At 50.9% G+C, this 14,148-nt stretch carries 6 protein-coding genes; 5 read left to right on the top strand and 1 reads right to left on the bottom strand.

Annotation, left to right across the window (positions count from 1 at the left end):
* Positions 1-100: 100 nt before the first annotated feature.
* Positions 101-2,572 carry a M6 family metalloprotease domain-containing protein gene (locus E0E47_RS12140; protein ID WP_232038428.1) on the bottom strand — a complete coding sequence of 824 codons (2,472 nt, stop codon included), beginning with the start codon at positions 2,570-2,572 and terminating at the stop codon, positions 101-103.
* A gap of 559 nt (positions 2,573-3,131) precedes the next feature.
* Here E0E47_RS12140 and E0E47_RS12135 point away from each other — a divergent pair.
* The 5 genes from E0E47_RS12135 (at position 3,132) to E0E47_RS12115 (ending at position 14,129) form a co-directional block, all read left to right on the top strand.
* On the top strand, positions 3,132-5,615 hold the full coding sequence (locus E0E47_RS12135; RefSeq protein ID WP_130893827.1) for a leucine-rich repeat domain-containing protein: 2,484 nt from the start codon (positions 3,132-3,134) through the stop codon (positions 5,613-5,615).
* A gap of 97 nt (positions 5,616-5,712) precedes the next feature.
* Complete coding sequence (locus E0E47_RS12130; protein ID WP_130893826.1) at positions 5,713-8,319, top strand: zinc-dependent metalloprotease; 2,607 nt, start codon at positions 5,713-5,715, stop codon at positions 8,317-8,319.
* Between the two features lie 12 nt (positions 8,320-8,331).
* Positions 8,332-11,412 carry a SusC/RagA family TonB-linked outer membrane protein gene (locus E0E47_RS12125; RefSeq protein WP_130893825.1) on the top strand — a complete coding sequence of 1,027 codons (3,081 nt, stop codon included), beginning with the start codon at positions 8,332-8,334 and terminating at the stop codon, positions 11,410-11,412.
* Between the two features lie 25 nt (positions 11,413-11,437).
* Entirely contained in the window at positions 11,438-13,198 is a 1,761-nt protein-coding gene (locus tag E0E47_RS12120) for a RagB/SusD family nutrient uptake outer membrane protein (protein WP_172604700.1), read from the top strand.
* A 40-nt stretch (positions 13,199-13,238) separates the two neighbouring features.
* Positions 13,239-14,129 (top strand): T9SS type A sorting domain-containing protein, encoded by an 891-nt coding sequence (locus tag E0E47_RS12115; protein ID WP_130893823.1) that lies wholly within the window; start codon positions 13,239-13,241, stop codon positions 14,127-14,129.
* Positions 14,130-14,148 lie beyond the last annotated feature (19 nt).

Raw genomic sequence — 14,148 nt, 5'->3', positions numbered from 1 at the left:
GTCGATTGATTTTTCATTTGGCGCAGATTGATTTTCCACTTTCCGGAAGGTCGTCAACCCTCTTCCGAAACGGGCTTCAGGACAGACTTAACCTACTCTTTTACTTCAAGATAACCTTTCGCACGACAGGCGTTCCGTCCCCATCGGTCTCGCAGACTACAAGATAGAGGCCACGGCTCATCCCGGACACATCAAAAATATATACATTCCCGTCAGGACGGGCAAGGGCTGCCTGCATGCCTTCCGCTGTCACGAGACGCACTTGGCGCAACGGAACGGACGACCGTACCATAACGCGCCCTTGTGCCGTCCCGACCGTCACGTCCGGCATCGCCCCTACCTTTTCCACGCCGGAAGGGTCATACACCAATATGACTGCTTCCGAATCAGAAGTCTCGCCGAAACTTCCGGTAGCCCGCACGGTATAGATATTTTCACCAACAAGCGGCACGGCATCCGTAAAGTTCACATCCAATGTCTCGCCCAATTTGACACCGTTGCGATATACGGCATAACCCTCCACCAAGGTTTCCGACGGAGCGGAATAAATCTCCACGTCATCGATTTGCCACCAATAAGACAATCCCACATCGTTCGTATCGTAGGCATGGAAAGCCACGCGCATGCGGTCGGACTGATAAGCGGAGAGGTCGATGGTGATTTTCACATATTGGTTCAGCACATCGCAGTCCTTGATTAAGTCGTACACCGGTGCCCATGTTTCCCCTCCGTCGGTACTCACTTCCACATAATAGTATTGGTCCTTGATGTCCTTCTGCGGAGCAATGGACTTGCTCCAGAATGACAATTCACGGCCATAAGCGAACACTGGAGAAATAAGGCGTTCGTCCTGATGCTTATCCTCCCAAGCACTCTTCATGTACATGGAATAATTTCCGCTGTAAGGCATGTAATTCTTGGCAGCCTCCTGCCACGTCCATCCCCTGTCACCGGCGTTCTTTATCGTCCAACCATTCGGATTGGCCGTATCTTCAAAACCGTCCGACAACACGGGAGCCCCCTCTTGCGGAGCCGTCCATGCCAGTTCCACCTTCCCGTCCTCCGTCACACGGGCGGACAACCCGGACGGGGGCAGAATGACATTGGACTGTTGATGTACGGTCAATATGGTTTTCAGCCCGGCATCCGAAGGCGAGGTGAAGGCCAATTCTGCCTTGCGCGTCTGCGCAGTGGCATTTTCAGACAGGGTTTCCAAAGTGACAGTGGTCTTTCCCGCCTCTCCCTGCTGCGGCGACAGTTTCAACCAATCGGGTAAGCCGGACACAGTCCAGTCCACATCAGCCTCCACCGAAAACTCGAGCTTGTCGCCCGCCGTGCCGCCAAACGTCACAGCTTCTTCGGACAGTTTGATCTGATGTCCCAGGTTCTCCAGATTGAACGAAAGGGTCTCGCCGCACGACGAGATATTCGTCAATGCGAAACGTGCCACCGTACCGTCGCTGTAAAAGGGCTTCACTTCCGCGTCTCCCCCGAAAGCCGTACGCCCGCTCTCCTCGCTGAAAGCCGCCTTTTCTATGTCCCCGTCGGCCGTCACCGTACCACCTGGCCGGAAAACGTATACTTCGTCCAGACGGGTTGTCCCGTTATAGTTCACGTTACCGCCCGTATAAGCCGGATTGATGCGGTAAACCAACAAGCCGGATTCCGGCAGGCCGCCGTCAAACGTGCTGCCCTCCCTGCGGCGGTATTCCACCACAAAATATTCTTCGGAACCGACGGGCTTGATTTTATAAGCCACATTCTCTTTCTTCTCTCCCCCGACCGGGTTCAACACGTATGTGCCCGGCTCCGAAATCTCAGGAATCTCGTCCAACCAACCGCAATAGCGATACTTCGTGTAAGCCGACATCTGTTGGGGCACAAGAAGATTGTCCGACATCAAGTCCCAGACTCCGACGGGATTTAAATTGTCATTCACGTGATATAGGTCATACGTACCGAGAGAATGCGACATTTCGTGGCAAATCACTCCGGTGTTCAACGGTATGGGTTCCAACGAAGCCCAACCGTTCGCATCGTCGAACACCATCAGGTAACCGACCAGTTTCTTACCTTTTATATATATGGCCTTTTCATCGGGCAAAGCCAGGTCGGAACGGTGGGGCCACAATAAATACTTGTTACTGAGGTCCGAACGTCCGCTCAGCACGATACACATGTTATCCACGATGCCGTCGCCGTCCGCATCCAACGGTGAGTCCTCCGGAAGCGCATCGGAAAGCCAGGTCGCCACTTCGCGGATAAGGGCTTGTTCCCGCGCCGCTTTGTCCACCTCGTCCTCATAACCTATGTCGTTGATTTCCCCTTTCGGCTTGTAATATCCCCGCTCCCTGTTGGCACGATAAGAAATGACCTTTCCGTCCACCGCCTTCGGATAAAAACTGCTTTTCCAAGAAAGCTGCCCGTAAGAAGCCTCACGAAAATAGTTGTATACGGAATTCGCCCCTGACGTAGCGTCATTAAACAACTGTTCATACATCGAAAAAGGATGCTCGAACATCTCGTCGTTATCCTCATCCAAGAAACGTACGAAACAAACTAAATTACTCAAATTTCCCTTGTTCTTCCCGGCTTGAACTGGAATAACACACAATATCCCCAAGAACAGGAGAAAAAAACTACAAGAATAAACTTTCACCATAACCCTTCGGCATTTGATTGATACTATGCGCAAAGATATTCATTTTTCCATACGACGCCGAGATTTACTTTCTTTTTTTCCATTCTTGGATGTAAAAACAGCTTTAAAATTCCTCATTTGCGTAAACCGGATACATTCCGAACAGTTCTACTCCTACACCATACAAGTTGGCTAAGAGTACATTGAAAACATATCTCTTAATAAGAGAGCGATTGCATAATTATGCAACTCTATAACACCCTCAAAGATAAGCAAAAGGATGAAACCCACAAAACAAAATGCATGTTTTCATATAACAAAGACTATAATTAAGTTCATCAAATAAGCATTTGACTCTTCATTTTGTAAGTGTGACTGCCAGGTGTAAATGAAACATCGCTCTCTTATTAAGAGAGCAACCAGTTCGCAGGAAGAATAAAAACGGACAAAAAGAGACTAAAAACTATTTCCTAATTAAAAACAAACGTCTATGAAGAAGTATCTACTCTCTATCCTATTCGCCATGTTCGGCATCGTCACTTATGCACAAACCGAACCGGCCATCACGTTAACCGTTGAAATCGACGGTAATGCACGCAATTTGGTCTTTGCCATGACAGAAACCGGTCATAAACTGCAAATCGACTGGGGAGACGGAAAACTCGTGGAAACAGAAGAAATTGCCGTAGCAGACGAATACGGTGCGACTACTACCGTAACCGGTACGCCCACCGGGGAAGGTATCATCAAAATCTATGGCAACGGCATCACTGTATTCGGCTGCGACTCACACCTGGAGGGAGCACATGTAACAGCCATTAACACATCGGCTGCCACCGACTTGAAAGAACTGAACGTGTATACCAACGCACTGAAGACATTGGACCTCAGCCAAAACACGAAGTTGGAAAAGCTGAACTGCTACAACAACGACTTGGAAACACTCGACCTCACGGCAAACAAGAAACTGACACGCCTGGATGCCAAAGACACGCCCTTGGCCAAAATTGACTTGACCCAAAACAAGGAACTGAGCTATTTGTCGCTCAACAACTGCCCGATAGAAGCCATCGACCTGTCGAACAACACGAAACTGTCGAGCCTGTACCTGCTGAACTGTAAACTCGCAAACATCGACCTGAGCAAAAACACGGCTCTTACTTATGTCAACTTGAACAACAACCAACTGACCTCTTTGGATGTGACAGCAAGCGAGGCTTTAGGCACCTTGTTCTGCATGGGCAACCAATTGACGGAACTTAAGGCCGACAATGTGACCAAAAGCGTGAACTGTAGCAAAAACAACTTCACGTTGGCCACCTTGCCCGCACTGCCTTGCAAGACTTACACTTATGCCCCGCAAAACGCCTTGCAAATCATGAAACGAATATGGCAGGGTGAGAAAATCGACCTTTCCGCACAAGACAACCTTACCGGACTGACTACCGAAGCACAAAAAACCACATTCGTATGGAAAACAGGCGACACCGAACTGCAGGCGGGCACGGACTACACAATGGAAAATGATGTATTCACGTTCCTGAAAGCTTTCGACGAACCTGTTTACTGTGAAATGACCACAGAGGCCTTCCCTAAATTTTCAGGCACAAATACTTTTAAGACCGCACAGGCTACCATTGAAACCGAGCCGGAACTTTACTTGACGCTTACCGCTGACGTGGACGGCAATGAACGTAACCTCACATTCGCATCCACAACGGAAGCCAACCGCATCATGGTGGATTGGGGCAACGGACAGCGTATGACAACGGACACCATCGCATTGGCAGACGAATACGGTACGACTACCACCGTGACCGGTACACCTGCCGGAGAAGGCCACATCAAAATCTATGCCCGCGAAATCTCTGTCTTCGGCTGCGATTCACGTGTGGACGGCGCACAAGTGACTGCCGTCAACACATCGGCCGCCACCGACTTGAAAGAACTAAACGTGTATACCAACGCACTGAAGACTTTGGACCTCAGCCAAAACGTGAATTTGGAAAAGCTGAACTGCTACAACAACGACTTGGAAACGCTCGACCTCACGGCCAATACGAAATTGACCCGCTTGGATGCCAAAGACACGCCCTTGACCCAAATAAACTTAACTCAAAATACGGAATTGGATTACTTGTCGCTCAACAACTGCCCGATAGAAGCCATCGACTTGTCGAACAACACGAAACTGTCGAGCCTGTACCTGCTGAACTGCAAACTCACAGACATCGACCTGAGCAAAAACACGGCTCTTACCTATGTCAACCTGAACAACAACCAACTCACTTCGTTGGATGTGACGGCAAGCGAGGCTTTAGGCACCTTGTTCTGCATGGGCAACAAATTGACGGAACTCAAAGCCGACAACGTGACCAAAAGCGTGAACTGCAGCAAGAACAACTTCACGTTGGCTACCCTTCCCGCACTGCCTTGCAAGACATTCACCTATGCCCCGCAAAACGCCTTGCAGATTGCAGCGGAAGTAAAAGCGGACGAAACCGTAGACCTCTCGGCACAAAACCATATTACCGGACTGGCAGAGAGCCCACAAACGACCACTTACACGTGGATGACCGAGGACGGCACGGCACTCGTAGCCGGAACTGACTATACCGAAGAAGACGGCGTGTTCACCTTCCTGACGAAGCAAGATTCGCCCGTGTACTGCGAAATGACGACTGAAGCTTTCCCGAAATTCAGCGGTTCAAATACGTTCAAGACCACAACCACACTCGTGGAAGGCGGAAGCAATATAGAAGGCACTCGCCACAATGCCCCTGCCATTACGGCCACACGCGGCAACGTGCTAGTAACAGGATTGACAAACGGTTGCGAAGTGAAGGTTTACAACCTGTCCGGACAGGCCATTGCCATACAGGCTGCAAGCGGAAATGCAGTGAACTTCAGCCTCGAACCGGGCTTGTATATTGTAAAAGCCAATCACATCTCATGTAAAGTAAACGCCCAATAATATAGCACATATACCGGAGAGGAGGGTAAGACGAGTTCTCATCCTCCTCTCTTATCTTCTGCTGTCTACAAATCAATCACTCAAAAATAAGACGATTATGAGAAAAAGTACAGGAATAACTCTCGCCTTGTTGGCCACTCTGGCTGTCTGCCAACCAACCGAAGCCAAAAGAAAGAGCAAAAAGAACAAGAATGCAATAACGGCATTGGTAAAAGACTCCGTCAATGCCGATTATAAAAAAGTGACCAAAAACGCCGCCGTACAGAAAGGCTTGTTCACCACCTTATACAATGCCAAAGAAGGAAAACTTTACTTCGAAATCCCGGACTCCGCTTTCGGGCGTACCTATATCCTGGCCAACCGCGTAGCGGCTACGAGCAACACACGGGATTTCGTAGCCGGACAGATTGCCACACAGCCGCTATTAATCCGCTTCAGCAAGGACGAACGGAACGTGTACATACACCAAATACAAAGCAGCGACATCGTAGCGGGGACAGACCCCATAGAATCGGCTTTCGACAAGAACTTTTATGACCCCGTGCTGAAAGGGTTCAAAATCGCGGCCCAAAACGGAAAGAACGTGGTAATCGACGTTACGGCTTTCTTCGGTGCCAACGAAAAAGCCATCAGTCCTATCAAGACCGATAATCCGTTAAGCAAACTGCTCGGAGGAGGCAACTCACTCAAAGGAACTTTCGTACCGGATGCTTCTGGCATCGTCAGTTCGAAATGTTTCCCGGAAAACATCGAAATCAAAAGCCGCCTTTCATTCACCCTCACCCCGCTCGGCCAACCTTACTCGGTCATCATGCACCGTTCGCTCTTTGCATTGCCCGACGACCCGATGCCGATGCGCCTGCAAGACAACCGCGTAGGTTTCTTCTACTCCGACAAAAGCATATATACTTCGGAACAAGACCGCCTCATCCGGCGCACGTTCATCCATCGTTGGCGTTTGGAACCGAAGAAAGAGGACTTGGACAAATACTTCCAAGGCGAACTGGTGGAACCGCAGAAGCCCATCGTGTTCTACGTAGATTCTGCTTTCCCCGAAAAGTGGCGCACGGCCATCCATCAGGGCATCGAAGACTGGAATACGGCTTTTGAAGCCGCCGGTTTCAAGAACGCCATCAAAGCTGTGGATTATCCTAAAAACGACCCGGACTTCGACCCTGACGACATGCGCTACAGCTGCTTCAAATATGCTGCGACATCCACGGCCAACGCCATGGGGCCCAGCCATGTGGACCCGCGTACGGGCGAAATCCTTACCGGTGACGTCATCTGGTACCACAACATCATTTCCCTTCTCCACAACTGGCGTTTCGTGCAGACGGGAGCGGTAGACCCAAGAGTACGTTGCCAGGTATTCGACGACGACGTGATGCGCGAATCCATCCGTTATGCAGCCGCCCACGAAATCGGCCACACGCTCGGACTCATGCACAATATGGGGGCCAGCTACTCTTTCCCCGTAGATTCGTTACGCAACCCTTCTTTTACGCAGAAGTACGGCACGACACCGAGTATCATGGACTATGCCCGCAATAACTTCGTCGCCCAACCGGGTGATGTCGAACGGGGTGTAAAACTGACACCGCCCGTATTGGGCGTGTACGACATCCACGCCATCAACTGGGGCTACCGTTTGATTCCCGGTGCCTCAACTCCCGAAGCCGAAAAACCGACATTGGACCAGTGGATAGCCGAAAAGGCAGGAGACCCCATGTATGAATTCGGAGCACAACAGCTTTTCGGCACCGTAGACCCGACCGACCAAACGGAGGACTTGGGCGATGACCATATCAAAGCCGGCAACTATGGCATCAGCAACCTCAAGATTCTAATGCAAAACCTTGAAACATGGAACATGGAACGCGGCGAACGCTACGACGAGATGGAAAACATGTACCGCGAAATCGTCAACCAATACAGCCGTTACCTGCGCCACGTCATGCCTTATATCGGGGGTATCCGTTACGAAGAGATACGGCAAGGAGACGGCAAGGAGACGGCCAAACACTATATCGACCGCAACCGGCAGCGTGAAGCCATGCTTTGGCTATTGGACCAAGCCCGCACTTACAACGAATGGTTGACAGTGAAAGAACTGATTGGTAAATTTGAAATCAACATGAACGTGAACGACAAATTGCAAACCATGATTGTCAGCTCGCTCATCAACTCGGCCACACTTTACCGTATCCAAGAAGGCGGTCTCATGGATCCGGCAAACAACTACCGCCTCGACGAATATCTGGACGAGGTCACCACGGCCCTCTTCAAGGCCCCGACCGGAGGCCGTTTGTCTGATGCCGAACAAAATTTGCAAGCCGCAGCCATCTCCGTCATGCTGAAAAATACGGGACTGGCCCCTACGACAAAAGCCTCGACAAGCCTCGTTGGCTACACGGATGTTGCCCCAAACCCAACCACCGGACAGGAAACTGCACAAGAAGATGCTTTCGATGAAATGGCTTCAAACTTCCCTTGCTCTTGCGGCATGAGTCACGGCAACGAGTTTGCCCGTATCAACTTCGGACTGCCCACGCTGACCAAGGAACAAATCGGCGCTCTCATGACCGGACGCTTGCGCAAGGTGCTCAGCCTTTATAAGTCGCGCCGCGCCGCTGCAACCGGTTCCACTAAAGATTTCTACGATTATCAGATCCTGCTCATCGAGCGGACATTTGCCAATTAAACGCATTACACCATGGGAAAAAGAATAACTGCGCTGTTCATCGGCGCCTTGTGCCTGGCCGGGGGACTGGCGGCACAAACCCCACAACCCATATTGAAAGGCAAGGTGATAGACCGCGGAGGCGAGACTGTCATCGGAGCCCACGTCAAATGGAAGAATGCACAGGGAGGAGCCGTAACCGACCTGGACGGTAACTTCTCCATTCCGGAAACTGGGACGGAACTGGTCATCTCATTCCTCGGATACAAAACCCAGACCATCAAAATCAAACCCGGACAGAAAAACCTTGTAGTCACGTTGGAAGACGACGCACAGGACCTGGACGAACTCGTCGTAGTGGGATACGGCACGCAAAAGAAAGCTTCGCTCACCGGCTCCATCGAGACCATCAAGAGCGAAGACCTGCTGAGCCTGCCGACGGCCAACCTCGATGAAGCCCTTTACGGGCAAGTGGCCGGCTTGCAAGTCATGCAAACCACCGGTGACCCGAGCAGTGCCAAGGAAGCTAACCTGCATATCCGAGGTATCAATAATTCTCCTTTGCTTGTCATCGACGGCGTGCCGCGTTTTGGTACGACCACCAGCGACGGGGAAATGCGCTTGTCTGACCTGAATCCTGACGACATAGAAAGCATCTCCATCCTGAAAGATGCCGCTGCCGCAGCGGTCTACGGTGCCCGCGCCGCCAACGGGGTGATTTTAGTACAGACCAAACGGGCTTCCGGCAATCAAAAAGTCTCGGTCAACTACCGAGGCCAGATGAACATCCAACAAGCCACGCAATTGCCGGACTTCCTTGACGCTTACGAATACGCCAAACTCTACAACCGTGCCGTGGAGAACACGCCGGGAACCACCAATACGGCCTATACTCCCGAACAGTTGGAAATGATACGCACGCACTCCAATCCGAACGTGTACGGCGATGAAAACTTGTTGGATTACCTGGACAATGTGGGGTATACCACTACGCACAGCGTATCGGCCAACGGAGGTAACCAATACGTAAAATACTACATCTCGGGCGGATACACCCATTCCAAAGGTTTATACAGCGGAGTCAACCGCGACCGTTTCAACTATTCGGCCAAACTGGATGCTACCCTGACCAAAGGCTTGGTTCTCTCGCTCGACCTCACCGGTTCGCGCTCCAATAGCAAGAATTCCAGTTATACGACCATCGACAACGCTTATAATTTCTCGCCGTTGCAGGTTTTGCGTTTTGACAATGGTTATCTGGCCAGTGCTGATGGCAGCAACCCGCTCATCAACGTGGAAGGTCTTGGCGGCTACATCAAAGACACGGGAAAGATGAACACCATCACGGCCAACTTGCGTTGGGAGCTGCCTTGGGTGAAAGGCCTCTCCGTCTATGCCCGGGCTACGTTCGACAACAATACCCGCATAGAGAAAACCTTCAATAAGCCTGTTACGCTCTACACTTACGACCAACAGACAGGACAGTTCGATACCGACCCGAACACGGTCTACCCGACCGCCAAAGTCTCCATCGAACAAATCGACCGTTTTGTAGACAACCAACTTTATGAAGCCGGAATAAATTACAACCGTACATTTGCCGCCAAACACGACGTAGGCGCCATGCTCGTAGCCAACTACCAACAGACGCACAACCAATACATGACGGGCGAAAACCAAAACGCCAGCATCTATCCGGAGACCATCGGGACAGCCGTGACCGCACGCCTGTTAGGCAGCGAGACGTACAACCAACGTGCGTCCCTCATCGGACGACTGAACTACGGCTATGACTACCGTTACTTTGTGGAAGCTAGCTTCCGTGTGGACGGCTCCACTTATTTCCACCCCGATCACCGGTGGGGCTTCTTCCCTTCGGTATCGGCCTCGTGGGTGCTGTCTAACGAAACGTTCTTCAAAAACTGGAAACAAAAGGTGCTCTCCAATGTCAAGTTCCGGGCTTCCACAGGTCTGCTCGGCGATGACGGACTGGTCGGAGAGTACTCTTACCTGCTCACTTATATAGAGTCTACAAGAGAGGGTTATAACATCGGGGGGAATTACCGTCCGGGCATCATCATGTCTACAGGCAATTATCCCAATCCCGAACTGACGTGGGGAAAGTCGCATGACTATAACATCGCTGTAGACTTGGGTTTCTGGGACAACCGCTTCGGCCTGACCTTCGAACACTATTGGCGTTACGAAACGGATAAAATCACAGCAGCCCCGTCTTATCTCTACCCACCTTCGACCGGTGTGGACGGCAACGTGCCCAACATGAACTTCAGCAAACTGAAAGCCTGGGGTTGGGACTTAACATTGACCCACCGCAACACCGTCGGCAAGGTGAAGTACAACGTAGACCTGACACTGGCCAAGAGCCAGGACAAATATCTGGATTTCGGCGATGAGTCGAGCGTTACTCCTAACCTGCGCCGTGTGGGACGCAGCAGCATGGTATGGTCGATGTATGAAGCCGAAGGCCTGTTCCAGTCGCAAGAAGAGATTGACAACTGGCCGCTCGATCAAGACGGACAAGGCAATGCCACACTGGCCCCCGGCGACATCAAGTACAAAGACCAGGACGGAAACCACGTACTCGACACCAAAGACTTGGTTTACGTGAAAAACTCTTCCAACCCGGACTTTAATTTCAGCCTGCGCCTCGGTGCAAGTTACAAAGGATTTTTCGTCAACGTCATGTTCCAAGGCGCCACAGGTTACCAACAGAACATCAAGGAACTTTACACCACGAACAGCGGAAGCTTACAGCGGTTCCAGAAATACCACCTGACGGACACCTGGACACCGGACAATCCCGGTGCCTCACTGCCGCGCATCAAATTTGCCACGGCTAATGACAACAACCGTAAAGAGTCTACTTTCTGGGTAAGAGACTGCGACTTCCTGCGCCTGAAATCCCTGTCATTGGGCTACGCCCTGCAACCGGCCGTGCTGAAGAAACTCAAGTTGACGTCGGCCAGCATTGCCTTGCAAGGCAGTAACCTGGTCACTTGGTCTTCACTCAGCGACTTGGGGATGGACCCGGAATCGTTGCGCGGCTATCCTATCCAACGTTCTTACGGAATCACCTTGAATTTAGGTTTCTAAGTCTAACTTCTTAAAACGAATTGTTATGCTTCTCAAAAAATATATCCTCTGCGGATTGTTTGCCGCCAGCCTTACCGCTTTCACGGGCTGCGACGACCTGTTCCGCGACACACCCGTAGACAAGATGTCGGAAAAAGACATCTGGAAGAACCCCATGCTTTTGGACGAATATGTCTTGCCATGGTACCGGAACATGAACTCCGGCTTCTCTACTTACGTTCCCACAACCATCTCTTTGGTCAAAAGTGCTTCGCGTTACTACATGCCCTGGTTCGGCGATCAGATAGTGCCCTCCAAGAACGACTATTACAATGCCGGTTACGGTGATTTACTGAAAAGCAACACCAAAGAAATCACTAACTGGGCACAAGTACAATGGTCGAACTACTATACACAGATACAGTCCGTAAACCGCTTGTTTGTCAACCAAGGCGAGATTGCCGAAGGTAGCCAAAAACAGCGTATATTGGGCGAGGCACATTTCTTCCGCGCCTACTATTATTATATGCTCTGGAGGCAGTTCGGCGGGGTAATGCTCATCCAAGAGCCTCTCGACCCGTTGAATGACAGCCGGAAATATCCGCGGGCCTCATACGAAGAAATAGTACGGGCCATCGTGGACGACGCCCGGGCTGCCGCCACCGTCCTCCCTTTGGAATATGATGCTACGGACGAAGGGCGCATCACCCAAGGAGCAGCTCTCATGTTGGTGGCTAAAACATTCCAATGGGCTTCGAGCGACGTATTTCAGAATCAGGAAAAAACGTATCTGGGCTTCAGCGACGACCGTTCTCACGACATGCTCGACTCGGCACGGGTAGCCTACGAAACCCTCATGGGCCTGCAGCACTACGACTTGATACAGATAGCCGGAACGGATGAGGAAAGTATCAAACAAGAATACCGGAACATATTCCTCACCAAGAACAGCAAGGAATCCATTCTTGAAGTACAGCACTCTGACGACGGCAATTACGACACGGGCTTCGGCCATAAACTGGATCGTGACGCCGCCGCTCCCCACTTTACGGGCACGACAGCCGCTTATACGCCCACGCAGAACCATGTGGATGAATATGGCATGCGCGCCGGCCTCACTTACGATGCACAGCACCCTTATGTGGGACGCGACTACCGCTTCTACGCCAATATCCTGTATGACGGCTCCACCTATAACGGGCATGTCATGGACATACACTACACACGCGAAGGCAACAACGAAATCCCGGGAGAGGACCTGACGGCCTACGGCACGTCCACCACAGCAGCCGTGACCCGCACGGGCTACTATATGGGCAAGTTCGTCAACGAAAAACAACAAATCAACAACGACGAAGCCTACGCCAGCAGCCAGAATTACATCATCTGGCGTTATGCGGAAGTATTGCTGGATTATGCAGAAGTAATGTTCCGGTTGGGCAACACAGAAGCGGCACGTACCCAGGTGAACGCCATCCGCCGCCGTGTACACATGGACGAGTTACCCTCGCTCACATGGGAGCAACTGGTGAATGAACGCCGCGTGGAACTGGCTTTTGAAGAAACTTCATATTGGGATTTTTTCCGTTGGGGCATAGCTGAGGAAAAGCTGAATGGAACAAGCAACCCGCTTAAAGCGATGAAAATCGTGAAACGTGGCGAAACAACCACTTATTCCATCAGCAACATGAACCGTTTCCCACAACGTGTACGCGTGTTCCAAAAGATGCAGTATTACCTTCCCATTCCTTGGGACGAGATACGCTACCACGGCATCGACCAAAATCCGGATTGGGTAGAAGTATAACATAGATATTAGTGATTGTTTAACTAAAAAGAGAAAGAAAATGAAAAAGATTATCAGTACCTTAATTTTAGGTTTGGCCTGTACCATCGGAGTACAGGCACAGGAGTACAACCTGTTTTATGATGTCGACGCAGACGGTTGGCTTTGGTTTGACTCCCAAGAAAAGATAGATAAGTATGTAGGCCTTTGCAACGAAGCGGACAATAAAATTGACCCGAATGGCAAAATCATTCAAATGGTACCGGCAGACATCGCCCCCAATTATCCTGCCACTTATGCAGACCCATTTTGGGAAGGTGCCGGAGAAGGCGGTGAAATCGGCGCAGAAGGTTTCCGTACGGGAGCCATCGTCACAGCGGCCTCATCGGCTAGTATGAGTACAAACGGAGGAGGCTTTGCTGTCCTCATGCCCTCTTGCTCCACATACAGCATTTGTCTGTCCCGTGAAGGAAGTACATACGTACGTATGATGGGGTCTAAGGATATCAATACTGTATTCACCAACTATGATGTCATCAGTGCAGCTTATTCCACTGTATTCAAACCACTGTTTCGCGGAGGGATTTTCACTTGGACAGGCATAGAAAACCTGACGAACGGTAACGAAGGAGCCTATTCACTCAAAAGCAACCAACCGATTTATGCTTATTTCCAGTCGTTGACTGCCGACCCTATTTACATCCACGGCATCCGCGTGACCACTCCGACCAACAGCACGGTGGACATCAAGGAAACCGTAGCCCCGAAGTCCCGCATCTTCTTTGAGGGTAACCGCGTGGTGCTGAATGAAACAGCCGACATCAAGGTGTATAACGCCAATGGACTGCTGATGAACGCCGCCCATACCGACCGTATGGATCTGTCTAACATGCCCAAAGGCATCTATATCGTGAAAGCCGGTGACTCTGTCCGCAAATTAGCCGTGCAATAATCCGCAAACTTTCCGGATT

The sequence above is a fragment of the Paraprevotella xylaniphila YIT 11841 genome (assembly GCF_900683745.1).
Taxonomy (GTDB): domain Bacteria; phylum Bacteroidota; class Bacteroidia; order Bacteroidales; family Bacteroidaceae; genus Paraprevotella; species Paraprevotella xylaniphila.
This window is presented reverse-complemented; position numbering and strand designations above follow the sequence as displayed.

Coding starts and splice junctions, on each gene's coding strand:
- E0E47_RS12115 (WP_130893823.1), top strand. CDS start 13,239: ATGAAAAAGATTATCAGTACCTTAATTTTAGGTTTGGCCTGTACCATC.
- E0E47_RS12125 (WP_130893825.1), top strand. CDS start 8,332: ATGGGAAAAAGAATAACTGCGCTGTTCATCGGCGCCTTGTGCCTGGCC.
- E0E47_RS12135 (WP_130893827.1), top strand. CDS start 3,132: ATGAAGAAGTATCTACTCTCTATCCTATTCGCCATGTTCGGCATCGTC.
- E0E47_RS12120 (WP_172604700.1), top strand. CDS start 11,438: ATGCTTCTCAAAAAATATATCCTCTGCGGATTGTTTGCCGCCAGCCTT.
- E0E47_RS12130 (WP_130893826.1), top strand. CDS start 5,713: ATGAGAAAAAGTACAGGAATAACTCTCGCCTTGTTGGCCACTCTGGCT.